The following is a 14,467-nucleotide window of genomic DNA, read 5'->3' on the forward strand; positions in this document are numbered from 1 at the left end:
GCTGTGGCGCCCCCCCCCGCCCTGCGCAACAAGGGGCGCTATGTGCTGCTGGCCCTCGCCCTCGCGGGGCGTGGGCCGCGTGGCGCCCGGCCCCGGCCCCGGCCGCTGCGGCCCCGCCCGACCTCGTAACCGTCGCTGCCCCGGCGGAGGCGCCCGCCGCGCCCTGCCTCGGCCCGGCCCCCGCCGCTGCGCCCGCCCCGGCTCCGCCCCAGGCCCTCAGCGGCCGGCTGGGCCTGTGGGTTGCCGAGATCGATCCCGCCACCCTGCGCCCGTTGCGGGCGGTGGCTCAGGCCCCCGACGGGGTGTTTCCGCTCGCCAGCACCTACAAGCAGGCGGTGCTGTGGGCGGTGCTGCGCGAGGTGGACGCCGGGCGGCTCTCGCCGGGCGAGCGCTTCGACGTGTCCACCGCCAGCCAGAGCCTCGGCGACTACCCCTACGACGGCAGCAATGTCCGCGACCTCACCGAGCGGATGATCCGCCACAGCGACAACACCGCCACCGACCTGCTGCACCGCCGGGTGGGGCTGGGCGCGGTGCAGGCCCTCGCCGACGACCTCGGGCTGTGCCGCACCCGCCTGATCCTGCCCACCAAGGCGTGGTGGACCGCGCAGACCGGCTCGTCGCCCGCCTTTCTCGCAGCGACAGGTTGGGACAAGGCCACTGGTCAGGAACGGGCGCGGCTGGCAGCGGCCATCGACGCGGACGCCCAGCGCCTGCGGGCTGACGTGCTTCAGAACCGGCTGAACACCTACTTCGACGGCACCCCGGACCCGGCCGATGACCTGCGGGTCCATAACCTCAGCACCCCCTACGAGTTCGCCACCCTGCTCGCGCACCAGCACCTGCGCTCCGGTCTCTCGCCGGATACCCTCGCCTGGCAGCGCGAGGTCGCGGCGATGGGCTACGGCCGCTCGGCCCTGTCCCCGCAGGGCGCCGGGAAGGTGGCGGCTTTCGCGGGCAAGGGGGGCAACGGCTGGCGGCTGCTGACCTACAGCGGCTACCTGCGGACCGAGGATGGGCGCCACCTCGTCTACGCCTTCATGCAGCACGGGGCCGACGAAACCTACACCATGCCGAACACCCGCGCCGCCTTCGCCTGGATCGGGGCCGGGCTGGGGGCGGTGCTCTCAAAGCCGTAAGGGGATCGACATGGGGAAAGCCGCCCGGAGCATCGTCGACGGGCGGCTTTCCCCGTTGGCCCCGGCAGTCAGCCGCCCAGTCCCACCCGTTCGAGTTCCGCTGTGATCGCCGCGTCCAGCCGTTCACGAGCCTGGGCATACGGTTGCGTCAGGGTGGCGCCCGCCGCCGGGACATGCCCGCCCCCGCCCAGCGCCACGGCGACATTCTGAGCGCTGACGCCCCCGCGCGATCTGAGCGACAGCTTGATCCGGTCGCCGAAGTCCTTGACCATCACGGCGAGGACCGATCCCTCGGCGCCGCGCAGGATGTTGACGTAGGTTTCCACGTCCTCCCAGGTCGAGCCTGCCCGCTCCAGCATCGCGTCGTCCACCCGGGCGAGGACCACCCGGCCGCCGTGCAGGAATTCCATCGTGCTCAGCACCTCGCGCAGCAGCAGGTAGTAGGAGCGGGAATGCTGGCCCAGATTGTCGTTGATCCAGCCCAGCCGCGCCCCGTGCGAGAGCAGCCGGGCCGCCGCCTCGAAGGTCCGGGGGGTCACGCTGTCGTAGCGAAACGACCCCGTGTCCGTGTTCAGCCCCAGCATCAGCGGGGTGGCGATGGCCTCGGACCAGGGGGCACCCAGCGCGTCCACCACGTCGGCCACCATCATCGTGGTGGCAGGCAGGCTGGGGTCAACGAGCAGGGCGGCGGCCTGACGGCGGTTGGTGCCGTGGTGGTCGATGTTCACGACCGGGCCGCTGAACGTGCCGAGGTCGGCCCCCGCTACCCGCGCGGGATCGTTGTTGTCCACGTCCAGCACGGCGGCGAGTGCCCCCTGCGGCCACTGTGCGAGCGTGGGGACGACCTCGCCTTCCCGCACCAGAAAGCGCAGGTAGCGCGGCACGTCCATCACGGCGATGACCTCGCGGCCCAGCGCCCGCAGCGCCCGCGTCAGGCCCAGCACGCTGCCCAGCGCGTCCCCGTCGGGGTTCTCGTGCGACAGCACCACGGTGGGGCCAGGGTGTGCCCGGAGCAGCCCGGCCACGGTCTGCACGGCCTGGGGGTAGGAGAAGTCGCGGTCGTTGATCGCCGTCATGGGGGCGAGTATAGGGATGGGCCAGCCGGGGAGAACACGGCCACATGAGAGAAGACTCAGGGTTCCTGGCCGCCGCGACACGGGCCAGCCGGGGGAGCGCCGCCTGGGCAGGTGGCTGCGGCACAATCGGCCCATGACCCGGCCTGTTTCTGCACACCTCCGGCACGTCGCCTTCGACTGGGGCGGCGTCTTCACCGTCGGTACCTTCGACGGCCGCTCGACCGCCCGCCTCGCCGAGCGGGGCGGCCTTCCGGTGGAACGCGTGCGTGAGAGCTACTTCCGGCATGTGCATCAGCTGGAGGTGGGCGCGTGGACCCTCCCGCAGTTCTGGGACGTGCTGGCCGCCGAGACGGGCCTCACCCTGACCTACTCCGAGTTCAAGGCGCTCTACCTCAGCAGCGTCCACGACAACGACCCGATGTACACCACCCTGGCCGGGATTCCGGCGGGGGTGCGGGTGGGCCTGCTCAGCAACAACTACCCCGTGGTCAGCGACCACCTGCGCCGCGACCCCCGCTTCGCCCGCTTCGACGCGCTGGTCTTCAGCAACGAGTTGCGGCAGAAAAAGCCCCACCCCGACGCATTCGCGGCCCTTGCGGAGGCGATGGGGGTCCCCGCCGCGCAGACTGCCTTCGTGGACGATGTGAAGGAGAATGTCGCGGCCGCGCGGGCAGCGGGCTTTCACGGCCTGCTGTACCACCACGACCGCCACGCCGCGTTCGAGCGGGAGCTGGCAGAGTGGCTGGGTCGGCCTGTCCCCTCCGGCCCCTGACCTGCGGGTGGTGTACTTGCCTTCCTGGTGTACTTCCCCGTCGCCGGGGTACACCACCTCCCACGCCGCGTGACGTGAGTCACACTGCCTCATCGCACAGGAGGAGGCATGGCCGCATGACCCAGACCATCACCACGCCCATCACGCACACCGAGCACCCACAGGCCGGGCGCGTGCTCACGCCGGGGGCACTGAGCTTTCTGGAAGAGCTGCACACCCGCTTCGATGCCCGACGCCGCGACCTGCTGGCCGCACGGCAGGAGCGCCAGCGGCGGCTGGACGCGGGTGAACTGCCCGACTTCCTACCTGAAACCGCGCACATCCGCGAGGGCGACTGGAGGGTCAGCCCGCTGCCCGCCGACCTGCAGGACCGCCGGGTGGAAATCACTGGCCCGGTGGACCGCAAGATGGTGATCAACGCGCTGAACAGTGGCGCCCGCATGTTCATGGCCGACTTCGAGGACGCGAGCAGCCCCACCTGGGCCAACTGCCTGGAGGGTCAGGTCAACCTGATGGACGCGGTGCGGCGCACCATCTCGCTGGAGTCGGGCGGCAAGAGTTACCGCCTGAACGGGACGACCGCCACCCTCCTCGTGCGCCCGCGCGGGTTGCATCTGGAGGAGAAGCACGCGCAGTTGGGAGGTCAGCCCCTCTCCGGCTCGCTCTTTGACTTCGGCCTGTACGCCTACCACAACCTGCACGAGCGGCAGCGCCAGGGCGTGGGCACGTATTTCTATATCCCCAAGCTGGAATCGCACCTCGAAGCGCGGTGGTGGAACGACGTATTCACCTTCACGGAGGACACCCTGGGAGCGCCGCGCGGGACCATTCGCGCCACTGTGTTGATCGAGACGATCCTGGCGGCCTTCGAGATGGACGAGATTTTGTATGAGCTGCGCGAGCACTCGGCGGGCCTGAACTGCGGGCGCTGGGACTACATCTTCTCGTACATCAAGAAGTTCCGCGCCCACGACGACCGGATTCTCCCCGACCGCGCCCAGGTCACGATGTCCACGCCGATGATGCGGAACTACTCCCGCCTCGCCATCCGCACCTGCCACCGCCGGGGTGCCCCGGCCATCGGGGGCATGAGCGCTTTCATCCCGGTCAAGGGCGACCCGGAGGCCAACGACCGCGCCTTCGCCCAGGTCCGCGCCGACAAGGAGCGCGAGGCGGGCGACGGTCACGACGGCACCTGGGTCGCGCACCCCGGCATGGTGGCCCTCGCCGCCGAGGTCTTCGACCGCTTGATGCCGGAAGCCAACCAGATTGACGCCGGCAAGCAGATGGACTTTAGGGTCACCCCCGAGGACCTGCTCACGCCCCCGGAGGGCACGATCACCGCAGCAGGCGTGAACCTCAACGTGGACGTGAGCCTCCAGTACCTCGCCGCGTGGCTGGACGGCCGGGGCGCGGTGCCCATTCACAATCTGATGGAAGACGCCGCCACCGCCGAGATTTCCCGCGCCCAGCTCTGGCAGTGGGCGCACCACGGCCAGCGCACCGAAGACGGCACGCCTATCACCCCGGAAGGCCTGACCCGCCTGATCGCCGCCCACCGCGACCGCCTCGGGCGCGAGCAGCCAGAACGGGAAGCCCGCTTCGGGGAAGCCGCCGAGCTGCTCACCGCCCTCGTCACCGCCGACACCCTCGAGGAGTTCTTGACCCTGCCTGGGTATCAGCGCCTCTCCTAAATCGCCACCTTCCATCCCCGTAACTTCGCCCCACCGGGCGAGGGCCGCCTCTCACACCCCGAGGAGACCACCATGACCCCCACCCCGCGCACGCACGCCGAGATTCTGGAAAAGACCTGGAAGACCGAGGACCGCTGGCAGGGCATCCGCCGCAACTACTCCGCCGACGACGTGGTGCGGCTGCGCGGCAGCCTCCCCATTGAGCACACGCTGGCGCGGCACGGCGCCCAGAAGCTGTGGCGGCTGATGAAGGAAGAACCCTTCGTGAACGCGCTCGGGGCGCTGACTGGCAACCAGGCGATGCAGCAGGTCAAGGCGGGCCTGAAGGCGATCTACCTCTCGGGCTGGCAGGTCGCTGCCGATGCGAACAACGCCGGGCAGATGTACCCCGACCAGAGCCTTTACCCCGCCTCCAGCGTGCCCGACGTGGTGCGGCGCATCAACAACACCCTGCGCCGCGCCGATCAGATTCAACATGCCGAGGGCAGCGGCGACGTGGACTACTTCGCGCCCATCGTGGCCGACGCGGAGGCGGGCTTCGGTGGCCCCCTGAACGCCTTTGAGCTGATGAAGGCGATGATCGAGGCGGGCGCGGCGGGCGTGCATTTCGAGGACCAGCTCGCCAGTGAAAAGAAGTGCGGTCACCTGGGGGGCAAGGTGCTCGTGCCCACCTCGCAGTTCATCCGCACGCTGAACGCCGCTCGTCTCGCCGCCGACGTGTGCGGAGTGCCCACCGTGCTGATTGCCCGCACCGACGCCGACGCCGCCAACCTGCTCACCAGCGACGTGGACGAGAACGACCGGCCCTTCTGCACCGGCGAGCGCACCCCCGAAGGCTTTTACTACGTCAAGCCTGGCATCGAACAGGCGATCAGCCGCGCCCTGGCCTACGCCCCCTACGCCGACGTGATCTGGTGCGAGACTTCGGTGCCCAACCTGGAGGACGCCCGGCGCTTTGCCGAAGCCGTCCACGCCCAGTTCCCCGGCAAGCTGCTCGCCTACAACTGCTCGCCCAGCTTCAACTGGCGCAAGAATCTCGACGATGAGACCATCGCCCGCTTTCAGGTCGAGCTGGGGCGGATGGGCTACAAGTTCCAGTTCATCACCCTGGCGGGCTTTCACTCGCTGAACATGGGCATGTTCGACCTCGCCCACGGGTACGCCCGGCGGCAGATGAGTGCGTTTGTCGAGTTGCAGGAGCGCGAGTTCGCCGCCCAGGAGCGGGGTTTCACGGCGGTCAAGCACCAGCGCGAGGTGGGGACCGGGTACTTTGACCTCGTGGCGACGGCGGCAGGCGGCGGCCAGAGCAGCACGACGGCCCTGGCGGGCAGCACCGAAGCCGAGCAGTTCGTGGGGGCGCACGACTGATCCAGAACCGGGGAAGACACGTCATGACCGCCCAGTGGGGGAGAGCCGGGAAGGTTTTCCCCCTGCGGCGTTGGGGATACGCTGAGGCATGTTCGCCCTGCTGACCGACGCTCCCCTGCCTCCCAATCCGGCTCTGGTTCGGTCGGTCGAGGTCGCCTTTCCAGGCGGACGGGGGGTGCGCGTCCCAGGCCCGGAGCCGATGGCCGACTTCCCCGCCAATCCCGTCCAGACCCTGCTCTCTCCCCGTGGGAACGCAGCCGCCGTGCGCTTCTGCTGGGACATTCCCAAGTACGACTCGTGCCAGGTGCGGCTGGTGCGGCCCAGCGGGGCGGTGCAGGTGCTGAAGAACAGCAATGTGCGGCAGCTCCTCTGGACGCCGGACGGCCAGTACCTGATCGGCGCCGGGGTCAACACGGTGCGGCTGTGGAATCTGGTGGGCCGGGTGCGGACAGCGGTGCCGACACCCGGCGAAGTTTACCCCCAGCCCTTCCGGCGTCTGTCGCGGATTGTCGGGCTCAATCTGTGGGGCCGAGACCTGTGCGTGCGGACAGAAGACCAGTGGTTCGCCCCGACGGGGCAGGAGGCGGGCCGCAGCGTGTCGGCCACCCGCTATACCCTCCCGACCCTGCGTTCACTGCAGGTGCTCTCGTTTGCGGCGCAAGAGGGCCAACAAGCCCCCTGCTCCCTCCCCGTCACCGAGCCATGAAAGTGGCCCAACGAAAAGAGGCGGACTGCTCCGCCCCTTAGTCCCAAGCCAGAATGTTCTACTCCGTCCCCACCTCATGCCCGTCGTCCCGCTGCTCCAGCCGGAAGCCGTGGGGCAGGAAGTCGCGGACCAGCCCGCTGACCACGTCGCCGTTGTGGTTCACGCACACCACCCGCGCGTCGGGCGCAAACTCGAACAGAATCTGGCGGCAGGCCCCGCAGGGACTCGCGGGCGGGGTGGCCTCGGAATAGACCACGAGGTCCGTGAAAGTGCGCTCCCCCGCCGTCGCCATCGCCTGCACCGCCGACTGCTCGGCGCAGCGGGCGAGGCCGTAGGAGGCGTTCTCCACGTTGGCCCCGAAAAAGACTCGGCCCTCTGGGGTGCGCAGGGCCGCCCCCACCCGGAACTTGCTGTAGGGCGCGTAGGCCTGACGGAACGCCGCCTTCGCCCCCTCCAGGAGTTGGGGGTCAGGAGTCACCGGCTCAGGCGTCACGCGTCGACTCCTCGTAGGTCTCGAAAATCATCGTCTCGGGGGCACGTTCCACGCGGACGCGGGCCACGCGGCGCTGGTCGGCCTCCTCGACGGTAAAGACCCAGCCGCCGTGAACGAAATGCTGGCCGGGTTCCGGGATATCGCCGAAGTGGTTGGTCATGAACCCCGACAGGGTATCGTACTCGCCGTCGCCGTCCTCCAGATTGGTGCCCAGCCGCTCCTCGACCTCGCCCACCGTCAAGCTGGCGTCCATCAGGTAGCGGCCCTCGCCCAGCACCTCGATCAGGGGCAGTTCTTCCTCGTCGGTCTCGTCGTAAATCTCGCCCACGATCTCTTCCAGGGCGTCTTCCAGCGTGACCAGGCCCGAGGTGCCGCCGAACTCATCCACCACGATGCTCATGTGCGACTTCTTCTCGCGCATCTTGGTCAGGAGGTCCTTGATCTTCATCCCTTCGGGCACGAAGAAGACCGGGCGCATCACGTCGGCGATTCGCACGGTGTCGAGTTCGTGCAGGTGCGCGAGCAGGTCGCCCGTGTGCACGATGCCCACGATGTTGTCGGCGGTGTCCTGATACACCGGGACCCGCGAGTACCCGTGAATCGCGTTGAGTTCCAGCAGGTGCCGCAGCGGGCTGGACCCGTCCACGACCACCATGTCGATGCGCGGCGTCATGATCTCGCGCACGGTGGTGTCCGAGAGGTCGAAGACGTTGTAGACGAGTTCCTTCTCGTCGTCCTCCAGCACCCCCTCCTGGCTCGACGCGCCCACGATCATGCGGATTTCCTCTTCCGAGTAGGCCGTGTGGTGCCCGGCGACGCCGCGCAGCCCGAAGAGGCGCACCACGCCGTTGCCCATCGCGTTCAGGCCCACGATGGCCCACTTGAACACCGCCGTGAAAACCAGCAGCGGCCGGGTGACGAGCAGCGACACCTGCTCGGAGCGTTGCAGCGCCCACGACTTCGGCGCGAGTTCTCCGAAGACGATGTGCAAGATGGTGCTGATCGCAAACGCGAGGCCGAAGGAAATCGCCGTGATCTGGCCCTCGCTCAGCGTCGTTTCGCCCAGCAGCGGGTGGATCAGGTGCTCGATGGCAGGCTCAGCGACAAAGCCGATGGCGAGGCTCGCCATGGTGATCCCGAGCTGGGTCGCGGCGATATAGAGGTCGAGGTTTTGCAGCGCCCGCTGGGTGGCCTTGGCGGTGCTGTTTCCTTCCTCGGCCAGTTGGTCGATCCGGGTGCGCCGCACGCTGACGAGGGCGAACTCGGTCGCCACGAAAAAGCCGTTCATCAGCACCAGCACGACGAGGGCGAGGATTCCGAGCAGATCATTCATGGGTGGGCGCGCTCCATTCGCGCCCCGGCACGCCGCATGGCACATGCTGCCCGCCCGCCCACGCGTCTAGGGCGTGAGCGGCGCGTCGGTTGCCGGTCGGGGGACCACAGTAAAAATCCCGCCCGCAGGCGGTCTTCACCGGGCGTCAGGGCAGAGCCAGAACTGGGAGGCTCCATAACTCCCCCCAGTCTACCACAGCCCCCGCCCCCGGCCCGCGCAAGTCTCTTGCCCAAGGGACGCTCAAGGCGCCGCCCGTTACCCGGCCAACAGTCGCAGGAGGGGCGGTCCCAGCACGGCCAAGCCGACCCCCAGCGCCCCCAGGCTGGCGACCAGCACGGCCCCCGCCGCCGCGTCCTTCGCCACCTTCGCCAGCGGGTGCCACTCGGGCGAGGCGAGGTCCACCACCGCCTCCAGCGCCGTGTTCAGCAGCTCCACGCTCAGGACCAGCCCGCAGGCGAGCAGGATGGGGGAGAGCGGCACGCCCAGCACCAGGGCCAGCCCCAGCGCCAGCACGCCCGCCCAGACCTCGATGCGGAAGTTGGCCTGCGTCCGGTAGACGTGCCGCAGCCCGGCCCACGCGAAGCCCGCCGAGCGCCACCAGCGGCGGAGGCTGAGGGCGGAGCCGTCCGACCTCACGTCAGGCTTCGGGCGATGGAGCTTCAGGGGGCAGCGCGGCGCGGGCGGCGGCCCAGGCGCCATGGAAGACCTGCCACTCCTCGCCGGTCGCGCCCTCCTCGAAGCCCAGGCCCTCGGCGTGGGGGTGGTCAAAGCCGACGAGGTGCGTCAGGCCGTGGCTGGCGAGCAGGGCAACCTCGCGGGTGAGGCTGTGGCCCCGCGCCTGCGCCTGCCGCCCCGCCGTGTCCAGGCTGATGATGATGTCCCCCAGGTGCGGCGGCATGAAGGGGTCGCCAGGTTCCCAGGTCGGAAAGCTCAGCACGTCGGTGGGCGCGTCCTCGCCCCAATGCTCGTGCTTGAGCTGACGAATGGTGCGGTCCCCGACCAGCACGACCGTCACATCGCGGTCCTCCACCCCGAAATGCCGCATCGCCGCCCCCAGCGCAGAGCGCAGGGCGGGGCGCAGGCCGGGCGGCGGGGTCTTGCGGGCCACGAGGTCGATCACCTCCCAAGAATAGGGCAGCTGAATGGCCGACAACTTCCGACGACGGGCCAGGGGAAAACCGCCGGACCCGTACCGGAGTTTTGAAGCTGGGGGCGAGGGTCAGGGGGTGGCGGGCGGCTGGCCGGGGGAGGCGGCCCCGTCCGCCTTGAGCCGCACCGGCCACCACGAGCGCGGTCCCAGGTCATAGGCCAGCGCGGGCACCAGCACCGTGCGGACCAGGAAGGTGTCCAGCAGCACCCCGAACGCCACGATAAAGGCGAGTTGCAGCAGGAACAGGATCGGAATGACGGCGAGCGCCGCGAAGGTCGCCGCCAGCACCAGCCCCGCCGACGTAATGACGCCCCCGGTCACCGCCAGCCCCCGCAGAATGCCGGGCCGGGTGCCGTGGTGCAAGGCTTCCTCGCGCACACGGGTCATCAGAAAGGTGTTGTAGTCGATGCCCAGCGCCACCAGAAACACGAAGCCGTACAGCGGCACCGAGGGGTCGGCCCCCGGCAGGTCCAGCACCTGGTTGAACACCAGCGCCGACACCCCCAGCGCCGTAGCGAAGGACAGCACGGTGGTCGCCATCAGCAGCGCGGGCATCAGCACGCTCCGCAAGAGCGCCACCAGAATCACGAAGATCACCGCCAGGATCAGCGGAATGATCAGATTCCGGTCGCGGATGGACGTGTCGGTGGTGTCGATGGCGACGGCGGTGCTCCCCCCAATCAGCGCCTCGCCTGAGAGCCGCTCCCGCAGCGCCCTCACGGTGGCCTCGGCCTCCGGGCTGTCGGCGGGGTCATCCAGGGTGGCCTGAAGCAGGACCTCACCGCCTCGCACCGTCGGCGCCGGGGCGGGGGTGCCAGGAGGACCGAACGCCTGAATGCCGTCCTCCGTCACCGGGGCCGACCCCGAGGGCGAATCCTCGCTCAGCACCGCCACCGATGCCACGCCGCCTTCGGCGAGCAGGGTCGCGGCGACCTCCTCCAGCCGCTCCTGATCGGTCAGGACATAGGCCGGGTTGCCGGAGCCGCCGGGGAAGTGCTCGGCCAGCGCCCGCTGCCCGTCGCGGGCGTCGGACGTGCCCAGTACGAGTTCGCTCTGCGCCACGCCGTCGGCCCGCAGGCCCGGCGCGAAGGCGGCCCCCAGGGCGAGCAGCGCCGTCGCCGCGATCCAGGCGGCGCGGGGAGCGCGGGCGATGCGGCGGCCGATGCGGGCATAGATACCGGTCGCCGTCTGCGCCTCGTCGGTGCGCGAGGGGTCATAGACCGGGCGCTGCGGCCAGTAGGCGCTCCGCCCCAGCACGTACAGCAGCGCGGGCAGCAGCGTCAGCGCGGCGAGCATGGAAAAGACGATGCCCACCGCCGCCACCGGCCCCAGCGATTGGTTGGACCCCAGGTCGCTGAGCAGCAGGCACAGCAGCCCCGCGATCACCGTGCCGCCCGACGCCAGCACGGGTTCCAGCGAGCCTCTAAGCGCGGCGAGCGTCGCCCCGTACCTGTCCGCGTGGCGTCGCAGTTCCTCGGCATACCGCGCCGTGTACAGCAGCGAGTAGTCGGTCGCCGCCCCGATCACCAGGATGAACAGGATGCCCTGCGTCTGCCCGGTCAGGGTAAAGACTCCCCACTTCGCCAGCCACCAGTTCACCAGCAGCGCCACGCACAGGGCAAAGAGGCTGGTCAGCAGCACGACCACCGGCAGCAAGACCGAGCGGTACACGGCGAGCAGAATCACCAGCACCGCCCCCAGCGCCACGAGGAGCAGCAGGCCGTCGATCCCCCCGAAGGCTGCGGTGAGGTCGCCCGTGAACCCGGCCGGTCCGGTCACGTGGGCGGTCACGCCCGTCGGCACCGCTGCCCGCAGCTCGCCGCGCACCTCGGCCACCACTTCCGCGATGTCCGAGTCGGCGTTGATGGGGAGGAAGGCCTGCGCCGCCAGCCCGTCCTCGGAGGGGATCAGCGGGGAGACGCCCTCGACCGCCTCCAGCTCGCCCAGCGCGGCCACGGCCTCCCGCAGCGTGCCCAGGGCCTCCTGGGTCAGCGGCTCCTCGGCGGTGAAGACCGCGATCCCTGGAATGGTGCGGTCGCCCAGAAAGTCGGGCAGGCGGGCAGCCACCCGGGTCGCGTCCGCGCTCGTCGGCAGGAAGGTGGCCTGGTCGTTGGTGGACACCTCCTCCACCCGGCCGAAGTAGGGACCCCCGATCCCAGCCGCCGTGAACCAGACCAGGATGAGGAGCAGCGGCACCAGCAGCCGCACGAACCGTGGAGGGGATGACGAAGCCATGAGGCCAGGGTAAACCCGCGTGAGCGCCCGCCTTGATCGGCGCGGCTTACACTCCGCGCTCCGCTGTTCCCACCGTGATGGCCCCATAGGCACCCTCGCGCTGCACCCCCACCTCCTCCTCGATGGCGAGAATCACACGGTTCACCCGGTTGGGCGTCTCCCCGAGGTCGCGGGCGAGGCTGCGGGCGGTATAGCGGCCGGGTTCGGCCTGGAGCCGCAGCAGGACGCGCACGGCGAGCCGTTCCAGGCTCAGGCCACTGGCACTGGCGGGCATGGGATACCTCCGGTGGGGTGGGCAGCGAAAACCCCGCCAGCGGAGGCGGGGCAAGGGCAGAGGGCACTCAGCGCGGGTCGCCCTCGTCTTCGGGAATGGAGGCGAACTCGCCCCGGCGGGCGGCCCGCTTGTCCTGCTCGGCGTCCTCGGCCTGCTCGTAGGCCCGGATAATCTGGCCCACCAGGGGGTGGCGCACCACGTCCACGTCGGTGAACTCGTGCCACGCGATGCCGTCGATACGACTCAGCACCCGTTTGGCGACCGCCAGCCCGCTCGTCACGTGCCGGGGCAGGTCGATCTGGGTCACGTCGCCCGTGACCACGACCTTGGAGGAAAAGCCCATGCGCGTCAGGAACATCTTCATCTGCTCGCCCGTGGTGTTCTGCGCCTCGTCGAGGATGACGAAGGCATCGTTGAGGGTGTTGTGCGTGACGATGAACCTTTCGGTCACGTACAGCGCGTCCCCTGCCGCCACCCGGATGCACTGCATGGGGGCGCGGCCTACCCGCTCGATGTTCGTGATGAAGCGCGTGGGGCGGCCACCGCCACCGTGCTCGGCGTACCGCTCGGCCTTGCGTGCGAGGCGAAAGGGGGCGACGTGCGCGGGGAGGCGGATGTCCAGCACGTGCGCGTCGTGGCGGTAGGCCACCGGGCGCCCGTTCGCGTGGCCGGGAGTCCGGCCTTCCGCCGCCCTCACCCGGCGCCGCGCCGTCCCACCCAGCGACTGCACAAGTTCGGTCACGTCGTCCGCGAGCTGCGGGGAGGTCGTCGTGTACTGGACGCGGCAACTCCTGCCCGCCTGCGTCACCGGGCCGCCGTCGGTGTCCAGCAGGCCCTGCAAGACGGCGAGGCGCACGGCGGCGGCGTTCTGCTTGTAGACCTCAGGCACGAATTTCTGCGAGGAGGTCTTGCCGTCTAGGCCGAGTGTCCGGAGCGCGGTCGTGACCGGGTTCGCCACCCGCAGGCCCCCGCGTCCCCCCGCCGTGTGGCGCAGGGTGTAGTCGTAGCCACCCTTGTGCGCGACGGCCAGGACGGGTTGCGCCGCTTCCGCCGGATTCAGCGCCGCTTCCAGCGCCGTCACCAGTTCGGGGTCGGCGGTCGAGAAACTGGGCGTGATGGTGCAGGTCGTGCAACCGTCGCCCAGCAGCAGGCCCAGCGCGTAGGGGTCGAGCGGTACGGGCTGCCCAGGCAGTTCGGCGGGGGCGCTCAGCATCGGGATCTCGTAGCGGTACTGGTGGGCTGCCCTGAGGTTGCCCATCATCTCGCGCGTTTCGAGCACCCGCCCCGGCTTCCCGCGCCGCTTGTCAGAGGCCGTCCGCACGGTCCAGAGGTGTTCCTCGCAGCACTCCACGCTCGACCCGTCGCTGAAGGTCACCCGGTAGGAATCTTTCTCGCCCTGCGGATACACGCCGAGGACACGGGTGGGGCGCCCGTCCGAGCCGATCACATGGTCGCCGACCTCCAGGCTGCCCATCTCGCGCCAGCCCAGGGGGGTCAGCACCTTGGTCGTCAGCGGCTGCGCCCGCCCGCGCATAAAGGCCAGCGGCGCCACTTCAATCACCCCACTCGTCAGGTACGACTCGAACTTCTCCTGATCGAGCATGTCGTACAGGGCGTCGTACAGGGGCCGCAGGTAGGGGTCGATCTTGGCCTGGAGGTCGCCGGGCAAGAAGCCCAGCCGCTCGCCCGCCTCCACCGCCGGGCGGGTCAGGATGATGCGCTTGACCTTTTTGGCCTTGAGGGCCTGCACCGCCATCGCCACCGCGAGGTAGGTCTTGCCCGTTCCGGCGGGGCCGACCCCGAAGGTGATGTCGGAGGCGTCAATCTTCTCGAGGTAGACCTTCTGGCCCGGCGTCTTGGCCTTCAGGCCGCGCGGCAGGCTCAGGCCCGAGACCTGGGTTTCGGCGGCCAGGCTGCGGCCCTCGCCGCTGAGGCGGGCACTTCTGAGCAGGCTCTCGGGTGTCAGCTCGCCGCCCGTGCGGACCACGTCGAGGGCGTCGCGCACCATGCGCTCGGCGGCCTGCACGACTTCGGGTGTCTCGCCGGTGATGGTCACCGTCTCGCCCCGCGCGATGATCTTGGCCGGGGTCAGTTCGCGCATCCGCCGCAGGTTGGCGTCCCCGGCGCCCAGCAGGGCGTAGGCCTCGCGCTGGTTTTCGAGGTGCAGGGTGGCGGTGGAGGAAGCTCCCCCCTCGGGGGTGGGCGGACCGGGAGTACGTTCTGTCAA

13 protein-coding genes and 3 pseudogenes are annotated in these 14,467 nt (G+C 69.9%); 6 read left to right on the plus strand and 10 right to left on the minus strand.

Going from position 1 to position 14,467, the window contains the following annotated elements; genetic code table 11:
* Positions 1 to 3: 3 nt before the first annotated feature.
* Together C3K08_RS18720 and C3K08_RS05450 are read left to right on the plus strand one after the other, a co-directional pair.
* Complete coding sequence (locus C3K08_RS18720) at positions 4 to 129, plus strand: hypothetical protein (RefSeq protein ID WP_255411730.1); 126 nt, start codon at positions 4 to 6, stop codon at positions 127 to 129.
* Between the two features lie 152 nt (positions 130 to 281).
* Positions 282 to 1,139, plus strand: coding sequence for a serine hydrolase (locus tag C3K08_RS05450; RefSeq protein ID WP_369848553.1), 858 nt, complete (start codon positions 282 to 284; stop codon positions 1,137 to 1,139).
* Positions 1,140 to 1,207: 68 nt separating this feature from the next.
* Here C3K08_RS05450 and C3K08_RS05455 read toward each other — a convergent pair whose 3' ends face one another.
* The gene (locus C3K08_RS05455) at positions 1,208 to 2,215 is read right to left on the minus strand and encodes a bifunctional oligoribonuclease/PAP phosphatase NrnA (RefSeq protein ID WP_104990386.1); all 1,008 of its coding nucleotides are present in this window, start codon (positions 2,213 to 2,215) and stop codon (positions 1,208 to 1,210) included.
* 133 nt (positions 2,216 to 2,348) lie between these two features.
* Between C3K08_RS05455 and C3K08_RS05460 the strand changes: the two genes are divergently transcribed.
* From C3K08_RS05460 to C3K08_RS05475, 4 genes are all read left to right on the plus strand, one after another.
* On the plus strand, positions 2,349 to 2,987 hold the full coding sequence (locus C3K08_RS05460; RefSeq protein WP_104990387.1) for an HAD family phosphatase: 639 nt from the start codon (positions 2,349 to 2,351) through the stop codon (positions 2,985 to 2,987).
* Between the two features lie 116 nt (positions 2,988 to 3,103).
* On the plus strand, positions 3,104 to 4,681 hold the full coding sequence (gene aceB / locus C3K08_RS05465; protein WP_104990388.1) for a malate synthase A: 1,578 nt from the start codon (positions 3,104 to 3,106) through the stop codon (positions 4,679 to 4,681).
* Between the two features lie 72 nt (positions 4,682 to 4,753).
* A complete protein-coding gene (gene aceA / locus C3K08_RS05470; protein WP_104990389.1) occupies positions 4,754 to 6,049 on the plus strand; it encodes an isocitrate lyase in 1,296 nt (431 codons plus the stop codon).
* An 88-nt stretch (positions 6,050 to 6,137) separates the two neighbouring features.
* The gene (locus C3K08_RS05475; protein WP_104990390.1) at positions 6,138 to 6,755 is read left to right on the plus strand and encodes a hypothetical protein; all 618 of its coding nucleotides are present in this window, start codon (positions 6,138 to 6,140) and stop codon (positions 6,753 to 6,755) included.
* Positions 6,756 to 6,813: 58 nt separating this feature from the next.
* Here the strand turns inward: C3K08_RS05475 and cdd are convergent, their stop codons facing one another.
* The 9 genes and pseudogenes from cdd to C3K08_RS18405 all read right to left on the minus strand — a co-directional run.
* Positions 6,814 to 7,248 carry a cytidine deaminase gene (gene cdd / locus C3K08_RS05480; protein ID WP_104990391.1) on the minus strand — a complete coding sequence of 145 codons (435 nt, stop codon included), beginning with the start codon at positions 7,246 to 7,248 and terminating at the stop codon, positions 6,814 to 6,816.
* Positions 7,238 to 8,581: a hemolysin family protein gene (locus C3K08_RS05485; protein ID WP_104990392.1), complete on the minus strand. Its 1,344-nt coding sequence runs from the start codon at positions 8,579 to 8,581 to the stop codon at positions 7,238 to 7,240. The genes cdd and C3K08_RS05485 overlap by 11 nt, the downstream gene beginning before the upstream one ends.
* A gap of 255 nt (positions 8,582 to 8,836) precedes the next feature.
* Complete coding sequence (locus tag C3K08_RS05490; protein ID WP_104990393.1) at positions 8,837 to 9,217, minus strand: diacylglycerol kinase; 381 nt, start codon at positions 9,215 to 9,217, stop codon at positions 8,837 to 8,839.
* Position 9,218: 1 nt separating this feature from the next.
* A complete protein-coding gene (gene ybeY, locus C3K08_RS05495) occupies positions 9,219 to 9,701 on the minus strand; it encodes an rRNA maturation RNase YbeY (protein ID WP_199777001.1) in 483 nt (160 codons plus the stop codon).
* A 99-nt stretch (positions 9,702 to 9,800) separates the two neighbouring features.
* Complete coding sequence (locus tag C3K08_RS05500) at positions 9,801 to 11,966, minus strand: MMPL family transporter (RefSeq protein ID WP_104990395.1); 2,166 nt, start codon at positions 11,964 to 11,966, stop codon at positions 9,801 to 9,803.
* Between the two features lie 46 nt (positions 11,967 to 12,012).
* Positions 12,013 to 12,240 carry a hypothetical protein gene (locus tag C3K08_RS05505; RefSeq protein WP_104990396.1) on the minus strand — a complete coding sequence of 76 codons (228 nt, stop codon included), beginning with the start codon at positions 12,238 to 12,240 and terminating at the stop codon, positions 12,013 to 12,015.
* A gap of 67 nt (positions 12,241 to 12,307) precedes the next feature.
* A pseudogene (locus C3K08_RS18395) lies at positions 12,308 to 12,661 on the minus strand (PhoH family protein); the annotation flags it as partial.
* 312 nt (positions 12,662 to 12,973) lie between these two features.
* Positions 12,974 to 13,774, minus strand: a pseudogene (locus C3K08_RS18885) (LAGLIDADG family homing endonuclease); the annotation flags it as partial.
* Positions 13,763 to 14,467 (minus strand): annotated as a pseudogene (locus C3K08_RS18405) (PhoH family protein); the annotation flags it as partial. The pseudogenes C3K08_RS18885 and C3K08_RS18405, both read right to left, overlap by 12 nt.

It is taken from the genome of Deinococcus sp. NW-56 (assembly GCF_002953415.1).
GTDB lineage: Bacteria > Deinococcota > Deinococci > Deinococcales > Deinococcaceae > Deinococcus.

Bases quoted from the DNA above. Each gene is read 5' to 3' on its own strand.
- C3K08_RS05455 (WP_104990386.1), bottom strand. From the start codon at position 2,215: ATGACGGCGATCAACGACCGCGACTTCTCCTACCCCCAGGCCGTGCAG.
- C3K08_RS05460 (WP_104990387.1), top strand. From the start codon at position 2,349: ATGACCCGGCCTGTTTCTGCACACCTCCGGCACGTCGCCTTCGACTGG.
- aceB (WP_104990388.1), top strand. From the start codon at position 3,104: ATGACCCAGACCATCACCACGCCCATCACGCACACCGAGCACCCACAG.
- aceA (WP_104990389.1), top strand. From the start codon at position 4,754: ATGACCCCCACCCCGCGCACGCACGCCGAGATTCTGGAAAAGACCTGG.
- C3K08_RS05475 (WP_104990390.1), top strand. From the start codon at position 6,138: ATGTTCGCCCTGCTGACCGACGCTCCCCTGCCTCCCAATCCGGCTCTG.
- C3K08_RS05485 (WP_104990392.1), bottom strand. From the start codon at position 8,581: ATGAATGATCTGCTCGGAATCCTCGCCCTCGTCGTGCTGGTGCTGATG.
- C3K08_RS05500 (WP_104990395.1), bottom strand. From the start codon at position 11,966: ATGGCTTCGTCATCCCCTCCACGGTTCGTGCGGCTGCTGGTGCCGCTG.
- C3K08_RS05505 (WP_104990396.1), bottom strand. From the start codon at position 12,240: ATGCCCGCCAGTGCCAGTGGCCTGAGCCTGGAACGGCTCGCCGTGCGC.